Annotated in this window: 19 protein-coding genes; 10 read left to right on the plus strand and 9 right to left on the minus strand. The window is 62.4% G+C overall.

The annotated features are described in order from the left end of the window. Window positions 1-11: 11 nt before the first annotated feature. The 6 genes from nusB to nrdR form a co-directional block, all read right to left on the minus strand. Window positions 12-512 carry a transcription antitermination factor NusB gene (gene nusB, locus LOY36_RS25250; RefSeq protein WP_007933632.1) on the minus strand — a complete coding sequence of 167 codons (501 nt, stop codon included), beginning with the start codon at window positions 510-512 and terminating at the stop codon, window positions 12-14. Continuing rightward, window positions 509-985, minus strand: a complete 477-nt coding sequence (gene ribE / locus LOY36_RS25255) for a 6,7-dimethyl-8-ribityllumazine synthase (RefSeq protein WP_003228649.1) — start codon at window positions 983-985, stop codon at window positions 509-511. Before ribE ends, nusB begins: the two co-directional genes overlap by 4 nt. Before the next feature lie 91 nt (window positions 986-1076). After that, complete coding sequence (gene ribBA / locus LOY36_RS25260; protein WP_019581380.1) at window positions 1077-2168, minus strand: bifunctional 3,4-dihydroxy-2-butanone-4-phosphate synthase/GTP cyclohydrolase II; 1092 nt, start codon at window positions 2166-2168, stop codon at window positions 1077-1079. 16 nt (window positions 2169-2184) lie between these two features. Then, the gene (locus tag LOY36_RS25265; RefSeq protein WP_064620656.1) at window positions 2185-2862 is read right to left on the minus strand and encodes a riboflavin synthase; all 678 of its coding nucleotides are present in this window, start codon (window positions 2860-2862) and stop codon (window positions 2185-2187) included. Between the two features lie 44 nt (window positions 2863-2906). Then, window positions 2907-4040, minus strand: coding sequence for a bifunctional diaminohydroxyphosphoribosylaminopyrimidine deaminase/5-amino-6-(5-phosphoribosylamino)uracil reductase RibD (gene ribD / locus LOY36_RS25270; RefSeq protein ID WP_258671274.1), 1134 nt, complete (start codon window positions 4038-4040; stop codon window positions 2907-2909). Continuing rightward, window positions 4037-4501 (minus strand): transcriptional regulator NrdR, encoded by a 465-nt coding sequence (nrdR, locus tag LOY36_RS25275; RefSeq protein ID WP_007906838.1) that lies wholly within the window; start codon window positions 4499-4501, stop codon window positions 4037-4039. Before nrdR ends, ribD begins: the two co-directional genes overlap by 4 nt. A 116-nt stretch (window positions 4502-4617) precedes the next feature. Here nrdR and LOY36_RS25280 point away from each other — a divergent pair, with 116 nt between their 5' ends. From LOY36_RS25280 to trxA, 3 genes are all read left to right on the plus strand, one after another. Further along, window positions 4618-5082, plus strand: coding sequence for a hypothetical protein (locus tag LOY36_RS25280; protein WP_258671275.1), 465 nt, complete (start codon window positions 4618-4620; stop codon window positions 5080-5082). Next, window positions 5079-5735 (plus strand): methyltransferase, encoded by a 657-nt coding sequence (locus tag LOY36_RS25285; protein WP_258671276.1) that lies wholly within the window; start codon window positions 5079-5081, stop codon window positions 5733-5735. Before LOY36_RS25280 ends, LOY36_RS25285 begins: the two co-directional genes overlap by 4 nt. Before the next feature lie 97 nt (window positions 5736-5832). Then, window positions 5833-6705: a thioredoxin gene (gene trxA / locus LOY36_RS25290; RefSeq protein ID WP_258671277.1), complete on the plus strand. Its 873-nt coding sequence runs from the start codon at window positions 5833-5835 to the stop codon at window positions 6703-6705. A gap of 14 nt (window positions 6706-6719) precedes the next feature. On the opposite strand, the gene LOY36_RS25295 is transcribed toward trxA, so the two are convergent. Continuing rightward, complete coding sequence (locus tag LOY36_RS25295; RefSeq protein ID WP_019650855.1) at window positions 6720-7061, minus strand: hypothetical protein; 342 nt, start codon at window positions 7059-7061, stop codon at window positions 6720-6722. Window positions 7062-7196: 135 nt separating this feature from the next. On the opposite strand from LOY36_RS25295, the gene LOY36_RS25300 reads away from it, so the two are divergent. From LOY36_RS25300 to LOY36_RS25320, 5 genes are all read left to right on the plus strand, one after another. After that, window positions 7197-7787 (plus strand): DUF2796 domain-containing protein, encoded by a 591-nt coding sequence (locus LOY36_RS25300; RefSeq protein WP_258671278.1) that lies wholly within the window; start codon window positions 7197-7199, stop codon window positions 7785-7787. Between the two features lie 30 nt (window positions 7788-7817). Continuing rightward, entirely contained in the window at window positions 7818-8528 is a 711-nt protein-coding gene (locus LOY36_RS25305) for an ABC transporter ATP-binding protein (RefSeq protein WP_086945959.1), read from the plus strand. Window position 8529: 1 nt separating this feature from the next. Beyond that, on the plus strand, window positions 8530-9795 hold the full coding sequence (locus LOY36_RS25310; RefSeq protein WP_007933653.1) for an ABC transporter permease: 1266 nt from the start codon (window positions 8530-8532) through the stop codon (window positions 9793-9795). Window positions 9796-9806: 11 nt separating this feature from the next. Further along, window positions 9807-10325, plus strand: coding sequence for a DUF3299 domain-containing protein (locus LOY36_RS25315; protein WP_258671279.1), 519 nt, complete (start codon window positions 9807-9809; stop codon window positions 10323-10325). Between the two features lie 164 nt (window positions 10326-10489). Next, window positions 10490-11188, plus strand: a complete 699-nt coding sequence (locus tag LOY36_RS25320; RefSeq protein WP_258671280.1) for an OmpW family protein — start codon at window positions 10490-10492, stop codon at window positions 11186-11188. Window positions 11189-11388: 200 nt separating this feature from the next. Here the strand turns inward: LOY36_RS25320 and LOY36_RS25325 are convergent, their stop codons facing one another. Both LOY36_RS25325 and LOY36_RS25330 read right to left on the minus strand, forming a co-directional pair. Beyond that, window positions 11389-12318 (minus strand): NAD-dependent epimerase/dehydratase family protein, encoded by a 930-nt coding sequence (locus tag LOY36_RS25325; protein WP_258671281.1) that lies wholly within the window; start codon window positions 12316-12318, stop codon window positions 11389-11391. Next, the gene (locus LOY36_RS25330) at window positions 12311-13195 is read right to left on the minus strand and encodes an NAD(P)-dependent oxidoreductase (RefSeq protein WP_258671282.1); all 885 of its coding nucleotides are present in this window, start codon (window positions 13193-13195) and stop codon (window positions 12311-12313) included. Before LOY36_RS25330 ends, LOY36_RS25325 begins: the two co-directional genes overlap by 8 nt. 225 nt (window positions 13196-13420) lie before the next feature. Between LOY36_RS25330 and LOY36_RS25335 the strand changes: the two genes are divergently transcribed. Both LOY36_RS25335 and LOY36_RS25340 read left to right on the plus strand, forming a co-directional pair. After that, a complete protein-coding gene (locus LOY36_RS25335; RefSeq protein ID WP_258671283.1) occupies window positions 13421-17761 on the plus strand; it encodes a DEAD/DEAH box helicase in 4341 nt (1446 codons plus the stop codon). Between the two features lie 287 nt (window positions 17762-18048). Beyond that, entirely contained in the window at window positions 18049-19260 is a 1212-nt protein-coding gene (locus tag LOY36_RS25340; protein WP_258671284.1) for an MFS transporter, read from the plus strand. Window positions 19261-19322 lie beyond the last annotated feature (62 nt).

Consider the following 19322-nt stretch of genomic DNA (forward strand, 5'->3'; position numbering starts at 1 on the left):
TCAAGCGCCGATCAGCGCTTGAACGCCTTCACTTCAGCTTCACGCAGACGCGGGGCCAGCTTGTCGAGCACACCGTTGACGAACTTGTGACCGTCGGTGGAACCGAAGACCTTGGCCAGTTCGATACCTTCGTTGATCACAACGCGGTACGGCACGTCGACGCGCTTGAGCAGCTCCCAGGTGGACAGGCGCAGAACCGCCAGTTCAACCGGGTCCAGCTCTTCGATGGTCAAGTCCAGGCAAGGCTTGAGCGCGGTGTCGATTTCGGTCTTGAACTGCGGAACCCCGTGCAGGATTTCGCGGAAGTACGCGCCATCGACATCGGTGAAATCGTTATCGACCCGGAACTGCGCTTCGATCTCGTTCAGCGACTGCTTGGCCATGTGCCATTGGTACAGCGCCTGAGTCGCGAGCTGACGGGCTTCGCGACGCTTGGCGCTTTTCGATGGCTTGCCGGCATCCGCAGGCTTTGGATCGCGCGGGTTGAAACGATCGCTATCGTCGCTAATCACTTGGCCTCCAACTGCGCCAGCAGGCTGACCATTTCCAGAGCGGACAGGGCAGCTTCAGCACCTTTGTTACCGGCCTTGGTGCCGGAACGTTCGATGGCTTGTTCGATGGAATCAACGGTCAGTACGCCGAAAGCGACCGGTACGCCGAACTCCATGGACACCTGGGCCAGGCCCTTGGTGCATTCGCCAGCCACGTATTCGAAGTGCGGAGTACCGCCACGAATGACCGCGCCCAGGGCGATGATTGCCGCAAACTCGCCCTTCTGAGCGACTTTCTGCGCAACCAGCGGGATTTCGAAGGCGCCAGGCGCACGGATGATGGTGATGTCGCTTTCGCTCACGCCATGGCGAACCAGGGCATCAACTGCACCGCTGACCAGGCTTTCAACCACGAAGCTGTTGAAACGGCCCACTACCAGAGCGTAGCGGCCTTTAGGGGCGATGAAGGTACCTTCGATGGTCTTCAGGGTCATTCGTTAGATCTCTTAAAGAGCCGGGACGCGCTTTCTACGCGTCCCTCAGTGATGTGTTAGCCGCGAATCAAGGACTGGAAACAACCGGTCATTATTCGGAGGGCACGTATTCTACAACTTCCAGATCGAAACCGGATATCGCATTAAATTTCATCGGCGCAGACATCAGGCGCATTTTACGCACGCCCAGGTCCCGAAGGATCTGCGAACCGGCACCCACAGTGCTGTAGGTGGTCGGCTTTTTCACCGCCAGGTGGTCGGCGGTTTCGCGGATGTGCGCCAGCAACACGTCGCCATCGAGCGGGTGACCGAGCAACAGCACCACACCACTGCCAGCCTCGGCAACCGCGGCCATGGCGGCGCGCAGGCTCCAGCGGCCCGGTTGCTTGACCATCAGCAGGTCACGCAGCGGGTCCATGTTGTGCACCCGAACCAGGGTCGGTTCTTCGGCGCACACGTTGCCCAGGGTCAGTGCCATGTGCACGTCGCCTTCCACCGAATCACGATAGGTCACCAGGTTGAACTGGCCCAGTTCGCTGTCCAGCGGCTGCTCGGCAATCCGCTGAACGGTACGTTCGTGGATCATCCGGTAGTGAATCAGGTCGGCAATGGTGCCGATCTTGATGTTGTGCTCGGCGGCAAACGCTTCGAGTTCGGCGCGACGGGACATGGTGCCGTCGTCATTCATCACTTCGCAGATCACACCGCTCGGCTCGAAACCGGCCATGCGCGCCAGGTCGCAAGCCGCTTCGGTGTGACCGGCGCGGGCCAGGGTGCCGCCAGCCTGGGCCATCAGTGGGAAGATGTGGCCGGGGCTGACGATGTCTTCAGCCTTGGCGTCTTTGGCGGCAGCGGCTTGCACGGTGCGCGCACGGTCGGCCGCGGAGATACCGGTGGTCACGCCTTCGGCGGCTTCGATGGACACGGTGAACTTGGTGCCGAAGCCGGAACCGTTGCGTGGCGCCATCAATGGCAGCTTGAGCAGTTCGCAGCGCTCGCGGCTCATCGGCATGCAGATCAGGCCACGGGCGTGCTTGGCCATGAAGTTGATGTGTTCAGCCTTGCAGCACTCGGCGGCCATGATCAGGTCGCCTTCGTTCTCGCGGTCTTCGTCATCCATGAGGATGACCATCTTGCCTTGGCGGATGTCTTCAACCAGTTCTTCGATGCTATTGAGCGCCACAAGGCACCCCCTTGAGTCAGGATTTGAGATAGCCGTTTTGGGCCAGAAAGCTTTCAGTAATCGTGCCGCCAGACTTTTGTGAAGAGCCAGGCTCAGCAGCCTTGTCGCCCAGCAGCAGGCGCTCCAGATAACGGGCCAGCAGATCGACCTCCAGGTTCACCCGGCGACCTGGCTTGTAAGAAGCCATGATGGTTTCGCTCAGGGTGTGCGGAATGATCGTCAGCAGGAATTCGGCGCCATCGACCGCGTTCACCGTCAGGCTGGTGCCGTCGACGGTGATCGAACCTTTATGGGCGATGTACTTGGCCAGTTCTTTCGGCGCACGGATGCGAAATTCCACGGCGCGGGCATTGTCGGTGCGCGAGACCACTTCGCCGACACCGTCGACGTGACCGCTGACCAAGTGCCCCCCGAGGCGGGTGGTCGGGGTCAGGGCTTTTTCCAGATTTACTGGGCTACCGCTTTTGAGGTCATTCATGGCGGTGCAGTCGAGGGTTTCGCGACTGACGTCCGCCGCAAAGCCATTGCCCGGCAGTTCAACCGCCGTCAGGCACACGCCGTTGACGGCAATGCTGTCACCCAGTTTGACGTCGCTCAGGTCGAGCTTGCCGGTTTCTACGTAAACTCGCACATCTCCGCCTTTTGGGGTCAATGCACGAATACTGCCGATGGATTCGATGATGCCGGTAAACATGGAGTCCTCCTCGAGAACAGGGCCTTCTGGGCTGCAGCCGGGAATTATACGCTGACCGTTGGGACAGGTATGGCAATGACTCGCCAGTCATCGCCAACCGCGCGGATTTCGGTAATTTTGAGCTCGGGCGCATCTTTCATCTGCGCCAGCGGCCAGTCCAGCAACGGTCGCGCCGTGGAGCCGAGGAACTTGCCGGCAATGAATATCTGGAACTCGTCCACCAACCCTTGCTGAGCAAACGCCCCGGCCAGACGTGGGCCAGCCTCGACCAGCACCTCGTTGACGTCACGGGCAGCCAGTTCAACCAGCAACTTGCGCAAGTCGACCTGGCCATCGTCGCCCGCCACGATCAGGCATTCCGGACCGTTGGCGTATTGCTCTTCGATCGCCATGCACGTCGCGACCAATGCCGGGCCGGCCTTGAAGAACGGCGCGTCCAGCGGCACCCGCAGGCGACCGTCGATCAGCACGCGCAGTGGCGGACGGCTCATGACCAAGGCCGTTTGTTCGGGATCGAGGCCCAATTCATCGGCTCGCACGGTCAAGCGGGCATTGTCCGCCAGCACCGTGTCGGCGCCGGTCAGCACCACGCTGGCCTGAGCGCGCAGCCGTTGTACCGCCGAACGTGCCGCCGGGCCGGTGATCCACTGGCTCTCGCCGCTTTCCATCGCCGTGCGCCCGTCGAGGCTCATGGCCAACTTGACCCGCACGAACGGCAAGCCGTGTTCCATGCGCTTGAGGAAACCTTCATTAAGCTTGCGCGCCTCGCCTTCCAGCACGCCGCTTTCGGTGGCGATACCCGCCTGGGCCAGACGTTGCAGACCGCGACCGGCGACTTCCGGGTTCGGGTCCTGCATCGCCGCAACGACGCGCGCCACACCGGCATTCACCAGCGCATCGGCGCAGGGCGGTGTACGGCCGTGGTGGCTGCACGGTTCCAGGGTCACGTAAGCCGTGGCGCCTCGCGCCTTGTCACCGGCGGCACGCAAGGCGTGGACTTCGGCATGGGGCTCGCCGGCGCGCACATGCCAGCCTTCGCCGACAATCTGCCCATCACGCACCACCACGCAACCAACCCGCGGGTTGGGGTGCGTCGTGTAATGACCTTTGCGCGCCAGTTCCAGGGCACGGGCCATGTAATGGGCGTCGAGGATGGCTTGTTCCGGGGAGGTGGTCATTCTTTCACCGGTTCACGGGCGAGGCGATCGATCTCTTCGCGGAACTCGTTGAGGTCCTGGAAGCGTCGGTACACCGAAGCGAAGCGGATATAGGCGACTTCATCAAGCTTTTTCAGCTCGGCCATCACCAGTTCGCCGACCACGAGGGATTTGACCTCGCGCTCGCCAGTGGCGCGCAGCTTGTGTTTGATGTGCACCAGCGACGATTCCAGGCGCTCGACACTCACCGGGCGCTTCTCCAGCGCTCGCTGCATGCCGGCACGAAGTTTTTCTTCGTCGAACGGCTGGCGACTGCCGTCGGTTTTGATCAGGCGCGGCAACACCAGTTCAGCGGTTTCGAACGTCGTGAAGCGTTCGCCGCAGGCCAGGCATTCACGCCGGCGGCGCACCTGTTCGCCCTCGGCGACCAGACGCGAGTCGATGACCTTGGTGTCGTTGGCACCGCAGAAGGGACAGTGCATGGTGGCAGGCAACAAAAAATGGGAGGGCCATGGTAGCGCATCCCCGTGGCAAGACAAGCCATAGGGTTTGCGGTATACAGACGGGCTATAATGTTTTCACCTTGCCGGAGCCGCCAATGTCGTTACGACCGCTCGTTTTGCTCAGTCTTTTCAGCCTGCTGGTGGCCTGTGGCAGCGATGCACCCAAGCCCCAGCCACCGACGCCCGGCCCGGCGCCGCAACAGGCACAGAAGAAAGCCAAGGCGTCTGCCGAGCTCGGCCCGCTGCCGGCTTACCAACGTGAAATCAGCGGCACCCTGCTGGGCGTGCCGGCCGACGCCGAAGTCGAACTGGCGCTGCTGGTGATCGACGACAAGGGTCGTCCGCAACAATTGCTCGCCAGTGCCAACCTGATCGGCACCAATCAGGTGTTGCCGTTTCGCCTGCGTTTCAACCCTGAATCCTTCCCGGTTGGCGCTCGCGTTGAACTGCGCGGCCGTGCCAGCCAGTCCGGGCAGTTGATACTGCATCTGCCGGCGCAAATCGTCACACAGCCGACAACCCAGGCCCTGGGTCAACTGCAATTCGTCAAAGCGCCATGATTGCACCGCTCGACCTGCAACAGGCGTTGGGTGAACTGCTCGGTGACGCGCAGCTTGTAGCCTGCGAGTTACCGGGCACCGAGCTGAAACTCTGGCTGATCGACGGCGACAACATGGACCGCGCCTTCAGCCCCGAAGAAACCCGGCGGATTCTCCACGAGCCGCCGTACTGGAGTTTCTGTTGGGCCAGTGGGTTGGCCGTGGCCCGCTATCTCGCCGAACACCCGCACTGGGTCGAAGGCAAACGGGTGCTGGATTTCGGCGCCGGTTCCGGGGTGGCCGCGATTGCGGCAGTGAAGGCCGGGGCGCTGGAAGTGGTGGCCTGTGACCTGGACCCGCTGGCGATTGCCGCGTGTCGGGCGAATGCCGAACTCAATGATGTGCAGCTGCGCTACTCGACGGATTTTTTCGCCGAAGCGGATCGATTTGATCTGATTCTGGTGGCCGACGTGTTGTACGACCGGGAAAATCTGCCGCTACTCAACGAGTTTCTCAGCCGTGGCCGGGAAGCGTTGGTGGCGGATTCACGGGTGCGGGATTTTCGCCATCCGCTGTATCGGCGCATCGAGATGCTGGAGGCGATGACCTTGCCGGACCTGGCCGAGCCCGAAGAGTTTCGGCATGTGAGCCTTTACCACGCGCGGCGCGGTTAGCAAAAAGCTTCACGGGCAAGAGTTGGATCACCCCCGCTTTCAGCCGCCCCCCACCAAGCCTTATAGTGGCCTCATCCACGCTTTTACGAGATCCCCCATGAGTCAGGAAACGCCGTACATCTTCGACGCCACGACTGCCGATTTCGACCAGTCGGTGATCGAGAACTCTTTCCACAAACCGGTACTGGTGGATTTCTGGGCCGAATGGTGTGCGCCGTGCAAGGCCTTGATGCCGATGCTGCAAACCATCGCCGAGAGCTATCAGGGTGAGTTGCTGCTGGCCAAGGTCAACTGCGACATCGAGCAGGACATTGTTGCGCGTTTCGGCATTCGCAGCCTGCCGACCGTGGTGCTGTTCAAGGACGGTCAGCCGGTGGACGGTTTTGCCGGTGCGCAACCGGAATCCGCTGTGCGCACGATGCTCGAACCTCATGTACAAATGCCGCCTCCAGCCGCCGCCGATCCGTTCGAACAGGCTCAGGCGCTGTTCGATGACGGCCGTTTCGCCGACGCCGAAGCCACACTCAAGGTCTTGCTGACTGAAGACAACACCAATGCCAAGGCACTGATCCTCTACGCCCGCTGCCTTACCGAGCGCGGCGAGCTGAGTGAAGCGCAAGCCGTGCTCGACGCGGTCAAGACCGATGAGCACAAGGCCGCACTGGCCGGCGCCAAGGCGCAGATCCAGTTTCTCGGTCAGGCCAGGGATTTGCCGGATGCGGCAGACCTGAAAGCACGCCTGGCGAAAAACCCGCAGGACGATGAGGCGGTCTATCAACTGGCGATCCAGCAACTGGCCCGTCAGCAATACGATGCGGCGCTGGATGCGTTGCTGAAACTGTTCATCCGCAACCGCAGCTACAGCGAAGGCTTGCCACACAAGACCTTGCTGCAAGTGTTCGAACTGCTGGGCAACGATCACCCGTTGGTGACCACGTACCGTCGCAAGCTGTTTGCCGCGCTCTATTAAGATTTTTTTGCGGCTTACTCGATCCAGCTGTAGAGCGGCGTATCCCCGCCGCTCACCACTTTGACGTCCGCGCAGTGGCGCAAGCGCACCAACAAGCGCTTGCCCGCCGCTGCGCTGCCGGTCAGCCCTTCCAGTTGCTCCAGCAAATCCGGCCCGCTCAATTGCCCGGCCTTGCGCAGCAATTCTTTGGCGATCTGCCACAGCGCCTCGTCCTGATTCACCGGTTTGGAGGGGGTCACACTCGCCTCGGGTTTGGCTGCCTGCAACTGCGCACCGAGCTGCGCCCAGTCGCCCTCATCCAGCTCCAGGGTCAAATCCACCGGCCAGTCGCCGATGCTTCCGCGTATACGCAACATAAGTCTGCTCCATCACATACCTGACCCGCATGCTCCCATGGGTCTTGCACAACGCCAAGCAGACGGTCAAACTCTCGGCACTTTCGTTATAAGATTACATAACAAATTCTTCATTTTACTTTTCGGAGACCCGCCATGCGCCGTCTGCTGCTCGCTTTGCCGTTTGCCTTGTTGCCGCTGGCTGTCGCCCACGCGGCTGTCGAGCATGATCACGACCATGAGCACGGCAGCCTCGGCGCCCACGAACACGGCGTCGGTCGTTTGAATGCGGCGCTGGACGGCCAGACCCTGGAGCTGGAACTGGAAAGCCCGGCAATGAACCTGGTGGGTTTCGAACACGTCGCCACCACCGACGCCGACAAGGCTAAAGTCGCCGCCGTCCGCGCCCAACTGGAAAAACCACTGACACTGTTCAACCTGCCGAAAGCCGCCGGTTGCGTGGTCGCGACTCAAGAACTGGAAAGCCCGCTGTTCGGTGACAAGCCGGATGCCGACGAAGATGATCACGAGGAGGCCAAGGACGGTCACGAACATCACCATGATCACAGCGAAATCCACGCCCATTACCAATTCAGTTGCTCGGCCCCAGGCGCGCTGAAAACCCTGGATCTGGCGACTGTCTTCAGCACATTCCCGGCTACCCAGAAGATTCAGGTACAACTGATCAGCCCGAGCGGACAGCAAGGGGTTGAAGTGACGGCCAAGGCCGCCGCCCTGAAATTCTGATCCGACACCAATCCCCATGAAATCGGCGCCATGACCCAAGCACTCATCGAACTGTCCGACCTGGGCTTCAGCTGGCCCGGTCACCCGCCGCTGCTGGACATCCCGGCGTTTCGCCTGGAGCCTGGTGAAACCCTGTTCCTCAAAGGCCCCAGCGGCAGCGGCAAGACCACCCTGCTCGGCTTGCTCGGCGGTGTGCAAAAGCCTGATCGCGGCAGCATCCGGTTGCTCGGCCAGGAATTGACCGAACTGTCTGCCGGGGCTCGCGACCACTTCCGGGTCGATCACACCGGCTACATCTTCCAGCAATTCAACTTGCTGCCGTTTCTGTCGGTGCGGGAGAACGTCGAACTGCCCTGTCACTTCTCGAAACTGCGCGCCGAGCGGGCGAAACAGCGCCACGGCAGCGTCGATCAGGCCGCCGCCACCCTGCTCGCCCATCTGGGCCTGAAGGACGAAAACATTCTGGCCCGTCGTGCCGATTCGCTGTCCATCGGCCAGCAGCAACGGGTCGCTGCCGCGCGTGCGCTGATCGGTCAGCCGGAACTGGTGATCGCCGACGAACCGACCTCGGCACTGGATTACGACGCTCGCGAAAACTTCATTCGCCTGCTGTTCGCCGAATGCCGCGAAGCCGGCTCGAGCCTGTTGTTCGTCAGCCACGATCAGAGCCTCGCGCCGCTGTTCGATCGCCACCTGTCGCTGGCCGATCTCAATCGCGCCGCCACCCCGTCCGAGGTTTGAGATGTATTTGTTTCGTCTAGCCATGGCCAGCCTCGCTAACCGTCGCTTCACCGCGATCCTCACCGCGTTCGCCATCGCCCTGTCGGTCTGCCTGCTACTGGCGGTGGAGCGGGTGCGCACCGAGGCCAAGGCCAGTTTCGCCAGCACCATCAGCGGCACCGACCTGATCGTCGGCGCGCGTTCCGGCTCTGTGAACCTGCTGCTGTATTCGGTATTCCGCATCGGCAACGCCACCAACAACATCCGCTGGGACAGCTTCGAGCAGTTCGCCAACAACCCGAAAGTGAAGTGGGCGATCCCGATGTCCCTCGGCGATTCCCATCGTGGTTATCGGGTGATGGGCACCACTGAGGCGTACTTCGAGCATTACCAGTACGGCCATCAACAGCATCTGGAACTGGCCGACGGCCGTGCCTTCGCCAGCGATCCGTTCGAAGTGGTGCTCGGCGCCGAAGTGGCCGACGCGCTGCACTACAAACTCGGCGACAAACTGGTGCTGGCCCATGGCGTGGCGGCGATCAGCCTGGTCAAGCACGACGACAAGCCGTTCACCGTGGTCGGCATCCTCAAACGCACCGGCACCCCGGTGGACCGCACGCTGCACATCAGCCTCGGCGGCATGGAAGCGATCCACATCGACTGGCACAACGGTGTACCGGCGCGGGGTAACGGTCGGGTCAGTGCCGATCAGGCGCGCAACATGGACCTGACGCCGCAAGCGATCACCGCGTTCATGCTCGGCCTTAACAACAAGATTTCGACCTTCGCGCTGCAACGTGAAATCAACGAATTCCGTGGCGAACCGATGCTCGCGATCCTGCCGGGTGTGGCGTTGCAGGAGCTGTGGAGCTTGATGAGCACGGCGGAAAAAGCCTTGTTCGTCGTCTCGCTGTTCGTGGTGCTGACCGGGTTGATCGGCATGCTCACGGCGATTCTCACCAGCCTCAACGAGCGCCGCCGCGAGATGGCGATTCTGCGTTCGGTGGGCGCGCGGCCATGGCATATCGCGACTTTACTGGTGCTGGAAGCGTTTGCCCTGGCGCTGTCGGGAGTGATTGCCGGCGTGGCGCTGCTGTATGTCGGCATCGCCGTGGCGCAGGGTTACGTGCAGTCGAATTACGGTTTGTACCTGCCGCTGGCCTGGCCAAGCGAATATGAATGGACGCTGCTCGGTGGCATCCTGATCGCCGCGCTGCTGATGGGCAGCGTGCCGGCCTGGCGCGCTTATCGCCAATCCTTGGCCGATGGCCTGTCGATCCGCCTGTGAGGACCTTGAACATGCCCCGCGCCCTGCTTGCGTTGTTGATGCTGGTTGCCCTGCCGCTGTGGGCCGCCGAACCGAAAGACCTGACCTGGTCGGAAATGATCCCGCCGGATGCCCCGCCGGAAGTGCCGAACATGACGCCGCTGCACGACCTGTCGAAGATGAGCGACGCGTTGTCCGCGGAGTCGGCGCCGGCAGCCAAACAAGACATGCCGAACGCGCCGGTAGTGAAGAGTCTCGATGGCCAGAACATTCGTTTACCGGGGTACATCGTGCCACTGGAAGTCAGTGAAGAAGGCCGCACCACGGAGTTTCTGCTGGTGCCGTATTTCGGCGCCTGCATCCACGTACCGCCGCCGCCGTCAAACCAGATCGTGCACGTCAGGAGCGAAGTCGGCGTGAAGCTCGATGAGCTGTACCAGCCGTACTGGGTCGAAGGTGCGTTGCAGGTCAAGGCGTCCACCAGCGAATTGGCGGATGCCGGGTATCAGATGGAGGCGCAGAAGATTTATGTGTATGAACTGCCGGAGTGAATCCGGTGGTTATCTGTCGCCTACAAGACTGCCATCGCGGGTTTGCCCGCGATGAGGCCCTCAAAATCAGCCCATCACTGTTTAATTGAGCTGAGTCAAAAGACCGTATCAGTTGGATCCCTACCATTGGACATCAAACATTTTTAACGTCCTTTGGAGCCCCCATGCACAAGTCCCTGCTCAGCGCTTCGCTGCTTGCCCTCGCGCTCGCAGCCCCGCTCACCCATGCCCATGAGGCTGGCAATATCATCGTTCGGGCCGGTGCGATCACCGTCAATCCGACAGCCGACAGCTCCAGCGTCAAAGTCGATCAAGGCCCGCTGAAGGGCGCCGACTTGGGTGGCAAGGCCACCATGAGCAGCGACACGCAACTGGGCCTGAACTTCGCCTACATGATCACCAACCACCTGGGGATCGAACTGCTCGCGGCCTCGCCGTTCGAGCATGACGTGAAGCTCAAAGGCACCGCGCTCGGCGCCGCCAACGGCAAACTCGGCACCCTGAAACACCTGCCGCCGACCCTGAGCCTGGTCTACTATCCGATGGATGCCAAGTCCGCATTCCAGCCGTATGTCGGCGGCGGGATCAACTACACCTGGATCTACGACGAGCACGTCAGCAGCGAAGCCAGCGCCAATGGCTTCAGCAACTTCAACGCGAAAAACTCCTGGGGCCTGGCCTGGGAAGTCGGTGCCGACTACATGCTGACCGACAACGTGATGATCAACGCCCAGGTGCGCTACATCGACATCGACACCCGTGCCACCGTCGAGAACAACGCCGTGGCCCCGGGCACCCGCGCACGGGTGAACGTGGACGTCGATCCGTTCATCTACATGGTCGGTCTGGGTTACAAGTTCTAAAGAACTGTGGCGAGGGGGCTTGCCCCCGTTCGCCTGCGCAGCAGGCGCCATCCAACCGATGAGGACGTCAGGCGAAATGCAGTGGGGCTGCTTCGCAACCCAACGGGGGCAAGCCCCCTCACCACAAAGAACTGCATCGGTCATATTCGACACACAAAAAAGGCGCCTTCAAGGCGCCTTTTTCACGACTGTGTAAAACCTCAGTGCCCCAACAACCGCGCCAGGCCAACGCTCATCGGCGTCTGCTCCGGGTAGGTGAACCGCTCCAGCAAACGCCGGTTATTCGCTCGTGAATGGCGGATGTCACCGGAACGCGCCGGGCCGTAGCTAACGGGCGGCAGCTTGCCGACCACGGCTTCAAGGGCTTCAAGCATCTGCTTGAGAGTCGTCGCCTGATTCCAGCCGACATTCACCGCGCCGACCTCAACCTGCGGTTTCTCGATGGCTTGCACCAGCACGTCCACCAGGTCCTCGACGTAGACAAAATCCCGAGTCTGCTCGCCATCACCGAACACGGTGATCGGCAGGCCTTTCTGCGCGCGCTCGCTGAAAATGCTGATCACCCCGGAGTACGGCGAGGACGGATCCTGGCGCGGGCCGAAGATGTTGAAGAAGCGGAAAATCACCGGTTCCAGACCATGCTGGCGGCGATAGAAATCGAAGTAATGCTCGCTCGCCAACTTGTCCGCCGCATACGGCGTCAACGGTGCCTTGGGCGTGTCTTCATCGATCGACTCGCCTTCACCGTTGTTGCCATAGACCGCTGCGCTGGACGCGTACAACACGCGTTTGACACCGGCCTGACGCATGGCTTCGCAGACGTTCAGCGAGCCGATGAAGTTGCTCTGGTGAGTTTTCACCGGGTTATCCACCGAAGCCTGCACCGAAGCCACCGCGGCCAGATGCGCCACCGCGCTGCAACCGAGCATCGCCTGTGCCACCAGGGCGGCATCAGCGACATCGCCTTCGATCAGTTCGACAAGGGGATTGTCCATCGGCAGGTTGCTGCGTTTGCCGGTGGACAAGTCATCGAGAATTCGCACCGAATGCCCTTTGGCGAGCAAGGCATCGGTCAGGTGCGAACCGATGAAACCGGCGCCGCCGGTGATTAAAACAGGGCCGTCAGCCATGGCGATAAAACCTATCCAGTAAGCCCGGGAGTGCCGCGCGCCAGGCGCGGGGTTTGATCCCGAAAGTGTGCAGAATTTTCTTGCAGGCCAGCACCGCGTGTTGCGGTTCTTCGGCAGCGTCGGGCCGCGCGGCGTGAGCCTGGGCAGTCGGCGCTTCGATGGCCAGCGGGTGCAGGGCGCGTGCTTCAGTGAGAATCGCCTGCCCCAGTGCCAGCGGCGTGGTCGCCTCATGCCCGGCGTAGTGGTAAGTGCCCCACAGCGGCGCCGCGCAATCGAGTTGCTTGAGCACCGAAATGATCACCCGGGCAGCATCGTCCACCGGCGTCGGATTACCGCGACGATCATCCGCCATCAGCAGTTCTTCCGCTTTCTCGGCCCGGGTGAGGAATCGCCCGAGGGTGCCGTCGGGGCTGTCATCGAGCAGCCAGCCGAAACGCAGCAACACGTGCTGCGGACAGGTGGCGCGCACGCTTTGCTCGATGCGCCACAAAGCTTGACCGCGTAGACCCAACGGTACCGGTTCGTCTTTTTCGCTGTAGGCGGTCGCCCGGGAGCCATCGAACACGCGATAACTCGACGGTTGCACCAGCACGATGTTGTGATGCTGGCACAATTCGGCCAGACGCTCGATGGCGCGCTCCTGCCCGGCCAGACGCTGTTCGCTGACGGTCTCGGCCTGGAACCAGTCGAAATAGTAGGCGAGATTGATCAACGCATCCGGACGGGTATCGTCGAGCAGTTGCGTCAGGCTCGCGGCGTCCCAGCCGTCTTGTGGTGGGCGGGGGGCGAGGAAACCGATGTCTTCCTCCGCACCGAGGCGAATCAGCGCCTGCCCAAGGGCATTTCCGCCGCCCAGTAACATAAGGCGCATTCGCATAGAGTCAGCAGGCCCAGTCTGATTGGAACGATGGCTTTATCGACAGCGCCCGCAGGCGATGTCCTCAATAATTGCCGGAATCGTTGCATTTTGCGGGTTTAGTGCGCAACCGTCACCCGTAAAGTGTAGTTCCCGAGGATTTGTGGTGCGGCTACTGGCCTCAGGATCAACACAGAGCCTGAGCGGTACTTGCAACTTCCCGTCCCCACCCGCATAAATTGGTTCATGAACCTGCCCATCCCCGCAGACAGCGCGCTGAACGGTTTCCACCCCGCCGTCAGCGCCTGGTTCAGCAACACCTTCGCGACGGCTACCGCCGCCCAGGCCCGGGCGTGGCCGTTGATCCGCCAGCGCCGTTCAACGCTGATTGCCGCGCCCACCGGCTCCGGCAAAACCCTCACCGCGTTTCTGGCCGTGCTCGACGATCTGGTCCATCGCGGCCTGGAAAACCCGGATGGCCTGCCGGACGAAACCCTGGTGGTCTACGTTTCGCCGCTCAAGGCCCTGTCCAACGACATCCGGATCAACCTGCAAAACCCGCTGGCCGGCATCACCGAGCAGTTACGCCTGATGGGCCTGCCCGACGTGCCGATCAGCACTGCCGTGCGCACCGGCGATACGCCGCAAAAAGACCGCTCGGCCATGCGCAAAACCGCGCCGCACATTCTGGTGACCACTCCGGAATCCTTATACGTGCTGCTCGGCTCCGACTCCGGCCGGAAAATGCTCGGCACCACGCAAACGGTGATCGTCGACGAAATCCACGCCATCGCCGCCAGCAAACGCGGCAGTCACCTGGCCCTGAGCCTGGAGCGCCTGCAAGCGCTTTGCCCGCAACCGCTGGTGCGAATCGGCCTGTCCGCCACGCAAAAACCCATCGAGGCGGTATCGCGTTTTTTGGTTGGCGGTGATCGCGACTGCGAAATCATCGACATCGGCCATGCCCGCCCACGGGATCTCGATATCGAAGTGCCGCCCGTGCCGTTGTCAGCGGTGATGGCCAACGACGTGTGGGAGCTGGTCTATGACCGCCTCGCCGCCCTCGCCCGCGAACACCGGACCACGCTGATTTTCGTCAACACCCGGCGCCTGGCCGAACGCCTGAGCCGACACTTGAGCGAACGCCTCGGCAAAGACGCGGTGGCCGCCCACCATGGCAGCCTGGCCAAGGAGTTTCGCCTGGACGCCGAGCAACGGCTCAAGCGCGGCGAGCTGCAAGTGCTGATCGCCACCGCCTCGCTGGAACTGGGGATTGATATCGGCGACGTCGACCTGGTGTGCCAGATCGCTTCGCCACGCTCGATTGCCGGTTTTCTGCAACGGGTCGGCCGCTCCGGGCACCAGGTCGGCGGCACGCCCAAGGGCCGATTGTTCGCCACCACCCGCGACGACCTGATCGAATGTGCCGCTTTGCTCGATTGCGTGCGCCGTGGCGAACTCGACACCTTGTTGATCCCCGAAGCGCCGCTGGACGTGCTGGCCCAGCAGATCATCGCCGAGGTCAGTTGCCAGGAATGGCACGAGCAGGCGTTGCTGGAGACGCTGCGTAAAGCCTCGCCTTACGCCAAGCTCGACGAAAAACATTATCAGGCGCTGCTGCACATGCTCGCCGAGGGCTACAACGGTCGCCAGGGCATGCGTAGCGCGTACCTGCACCGGGACGCCGTAAGCCGCACCCTGCGCGGCCGTCGGGGCGCCAAGCTGACCGCCGTGACCAGCGGCGGGACGATTCCCGACAACGCCGACTACAGCGTGTTGCTGGAGCCTCAGGGGCTGAACATCGGCAGCGTCAACGAAGACTTCGCGGTGGAAAGCATCTCCGGGGATATCTTTCAGCTGGGCAATACGTCGTATCGAATCCTGCGGGTCGAAACCGGCAAGGTCCGGGTCGAAGATGCTCAGGGCCAGCCGCCGACCATTCCGTTCTGGCTCGGTGAAGCACCCGGTCGCAGCAATGAACTGTCGTTCGCCGTGGCCCGCCTGCAAGCGCAACTCGATGAACTGCTCGCCGCCACACCCGGCGATCTGCAACCGGCCCTCGACTGGCTGACCGACACCCTCGGCCTGAACCTCGCCAGCGCCGAGCAACTGGTCGACTACCTGGCCCGGGCCCGCCTGACCCTCGGCGCCTTGCCGTCCCAGGACACACTGGTGATGGAGCGTTTTTTCGACGAGTCAGGCGGTACGCAACTGATCATCCACTCACCGTTCGGCAGCCGCATCAACCGCGCCTGGGGCCTGGCCCTGCGCAAGCGTTTCTGCCGCACCTTCAACTTCGAATTGCAGGCCGCCGCCAGCGAGGACGCCATCGTGTTGTCGCTGTCCACCAGCCACAGCTTCGAGCTGGACGACGTCTGGCGCTACCTGCACAGCAACAGCGCCGAACATATCCTGACTCAAGCGGTGCTCGAAGCCCCGCTGTTCGGCGTACGCTGGCGCTGGAATGCCGGGGTCGCCCTCGCGCTGCCGCGCTACAGCGGCGGGCGCAAAGTACCGCCGCAGATCCAGCGGATGAAAAGCGAGGACCTGATCGCCAGCGTGTTTCCCGATCAGATCGCCTGCGTGGAAAACCTCGCCGGCGAGCGCGAGATTCCCGACCATCCGCTGGTGGAACAAACCCTCGACGATTGCCTGCACGAGGCCATGGACAGCGAAGGCTGGCTGGCATTGTTGCGGCGCATGGAACAGGGCGATATCCGCCTGATCAGCCGCGACCTGCCGGCGCCTTCGCCACTGGCGGCAGAAATCCTCAGTGCCCGCCCCTACACCTTCCTCGACGACGCGCCGCTGGAAGAACGCCGTACTCAGGCGGTGCTCAACCGCCGCTGGAGCGATCCGCAGTCCACCAACGACCTCGGTGCGCTGGACGCCGAGGCGATTGCCGCGGTGCGCGACGAAGCCTGGCCAACGCCAACCGGCCTCGATGAAATGCATGAGGCCTTGATGAGCCTGGCGTGCATCACCGACGCCGAGGCCCGGGCCAACCCGAATTGGCTCGAATGGCTGAACACCCTGGCCGAGAGTGGCCGCGCCAGCCGTTTGCAGATCAACGCCAAGCAATCGCTGTGGCTGCCACTGGAGCGACTGACCTGCCTGCGGGCGATTTATCCACAGGCCACGTTGTTTCCGTCGTTGGAGGCCTTGCCCGGTTTCAATGAAATCTGGGAGCCGGACGAAGCGGTGCTGGAAGTGGTCCGCGCGCGGCTCAGTGCGTTTGGTCCGTTGCCGCTGAAGGCGATTGCCGAACCGCTTGGTTTACCGGCACTTCAAGTCACTCAGGCCCTGGCCCAACTGGAACGTGAAGGTTACGTGCTGCGCGGGCAGTTCAGCCCGGACGCTTGCGAAGAGGAATGGTGCGAACGGCATCTGCTGGCGCGGATTCATCGCTACACGGTCAAACGGCTGCGCCGGGAAATCGAGCCGGTGGCGTTGCAGGATTTCATGCGTTTTCTGTTCGACTGGCAGCATCTTTCCACCGCGAGCCGAGGCCAGGGCAGCGCAGTGTTGCCGGCGATCATCAGCCAGTTCGAAGGCTACCCCGCCGCCGCTTCGGCATGGGACAGCGACATTCTGCCGGCGCGGCTCAAAGACTATTCGGCGAGCTGGCTGGATGAGTTATGCCGCAGCGGCAAACTGGTCTGGACCCGCCTGACCGCGCGCAACAAGAGCACCGGCACAGCATTGCGCAGCACGCCGATTCTGCTGCTGCCGCGTAATCAGGTCGGATTGTGGAGCAGCTTGACCGAGCAGACGCCGGTCAGCGAACTGTCGCCCAAAACACAAAAGGTCCATGCAGCGCTCAGCCAGCACGGCGCGCTGTTTTTCGATGAGCTGATGCACGAGGCCCATCTGCTGCGCTCGGAACTGGAAATCGCCTTGCAGGAACTGGTCGGCGCCGGACTGGTCAACGCCGACAGTTTCGCCGGGTTGCGGGCGCTGATCACCCCGGCCAGCAAACGCCAGAATCGCAGCAGTCGACGCGGGCGCGGCGCGTTTGTCGGCGGGATGGACGACGCCGGGCGCTGGGCGTTGCTGCGCCGTGGTACTGCCGCGCCGGTTGTGGATAAGCCGGTTGTGGATAAACAACGCCCGACGTCCACACCCACAGAAACCCTGGAACACATCGCCATGACCTTGCTGCGCCGGTACGGCGTTGTGTTCTGGCGCTTGCTGGAGCGCGAGGCGGACTGGTTGCCGAGTTGGCGGGAATTGTTGCGCACGTTCCATCGGCTGGAGGCCCGGGGCGAGATTCGTGGCGGGCGGTTTGTCAGTGGTTTGGCCGGCGAACAGTTTGCCCTGCCCGAGGCGATCCCGTTGCTGCGCGAAGTCAGGCGGCGCCCGCATGACGGGAGTCTGATTGCAGTGTGCGGGGTGGATCCGCTGAACCTCGCCGGCACCCTGTTGCCGGGCGTGAAAGTGCCGGCGCTGGCGAGCAATCGACTGGTGTATCGCGACGGCTTGCCGGCTGCCGCCGAGATCGCCGGCAAGCAGCAGTTCTGGCTGGAGCTGGATCAGCAATCGACTACAGAAGTACGCAACACACTGATCCGCCACTCCCCCTTGTAGGATTCAATCTCCTGTGGCGAGGGAGCTTGCTCCCGCTGGGGTGCGAAGCGCCCCCAAAACCTGCAAACCCATTTCTCCCGAATGCACCACGCGGTGTGGTTTCACGACTGCTCCGCAGCCGAGCGGGACGGTGCGGCGATCCGACAAGCTCCCTCGCCACAAGGTTTAATACCAGCCGTGAGATATTTGACCTGCACGCAAATATCAAATGCCCATCCCTGTATTTTTCTGCCCCCCCCAAACCCCGACACTGCGCTCCATCAAATCAATCCCCCGGAGTTGCAGCCATGCCCATTGCCTTGCTGGCGCTGACCCTCAGCGCTTTCGCCATCGGGACGACGGAGTTCGTCATCGTTGGCCTGTTACCCACCATCGGCGCCGACCTCGGCGTCAGCCTGCCGTCCGCCGGTCTGCTGGTCAGTCTGTATGCGCTCGGGGTGGCCATCGGCGCGCCGGTGCTCACCGCCCTCACCGGCAAAGTCCCGCGTAAATTGCTGCTGTTGTCGCTGATGGTGCTGTTCACCCTCGGCAACTTGTTGGCCTGGAAAGCGCCAAGCTACGAGTCGCTGATCATTGCGCGGATCGTCACCGGCCTGGCCCACGGGGTGTTTTTCTCAATTGGCTCGATCATCGCCACCAGCCTGGTGCCGAAGGAAAAAGCCGCCAGCGCGATCGCCATCATGTTCACCGGCCTGACCGTGGCGCTGGTCACTGGCGTGCCGCTGGGGACGTTTATCGGTCAGCATTTCGGCTGGCGTGAAACTTTCCTCGCGGTGTCTGCACTGGGTGTGATCGCCTTCATCGGCAGCCTGCTCTACGTGCCGAAAAACATCGCCCACAGCAAACCGGCTTCGCTGTTGCAGCAGTTGCAGGTACTGAAACAACCGCGCCTGTTGTTGGTGTATGCCATGACGGCGGTCGGCTACGGCGGCTCGTTCATCGCCTTCACCTTTCTGGCACCGATTCTTCAGGACATTGCGGGCTTCAGCGCCAGCACCGTCAGCCTGGTGCTGCTGGTGTACGGCATCTCGGTGGCCGTCGGCAACATCTGGGGCGGCAAGCTGGCGGACAAGCGCGGCCCGATCGGCGCCCTGAAAATCATCTTCGCCCTGCTCGCCGCCGTACTGTTCGCACTGACCTTCACCGCCGCCAATCCATGGCTGGCCCTGGCCACTGTGCTGGTCTGGGGTGCGGTGGCGTTCGGTAACGTGCCGGGGCTGCAGGTGTATGTGGTGCGTCAGGCCGAACATCACACCCCGCATGCGGTGGACGTGGCGTCGGGCCTGAACATTGCGGCGTTCAACCTCGGCATTGCCGGTGGTGCGTGGGGTGGTGGCTTGATCGTGGCGCATATGGGCCTGATCCATACCGCGTGGATCGGTGGCCTGGTGGTGCTGGTGGCATTGGCACTGACCGCCTGGAGTGGTCGTCTCGATCGATTGGGCCCGGTGTATGCCGAGCCGGCTGAAGGTTCGGCCCGGATCGTCGCCGGGCACTGATAGATCAAATGATCGTCGCTTTCGGCAACTCCTGCGCGCCTGTGGGAAGCTGCCGAAGGCTG

The organism is Pseudomonas sp. B21-019 (assembly GCF_024749225.1).
Classification (GTDB): domain Bacteria; phylum Pseudomonadota; class Gammaproteobacteria; order Pseudomonadales; family Pseudomonadaceae; genus Aquipseudomonas.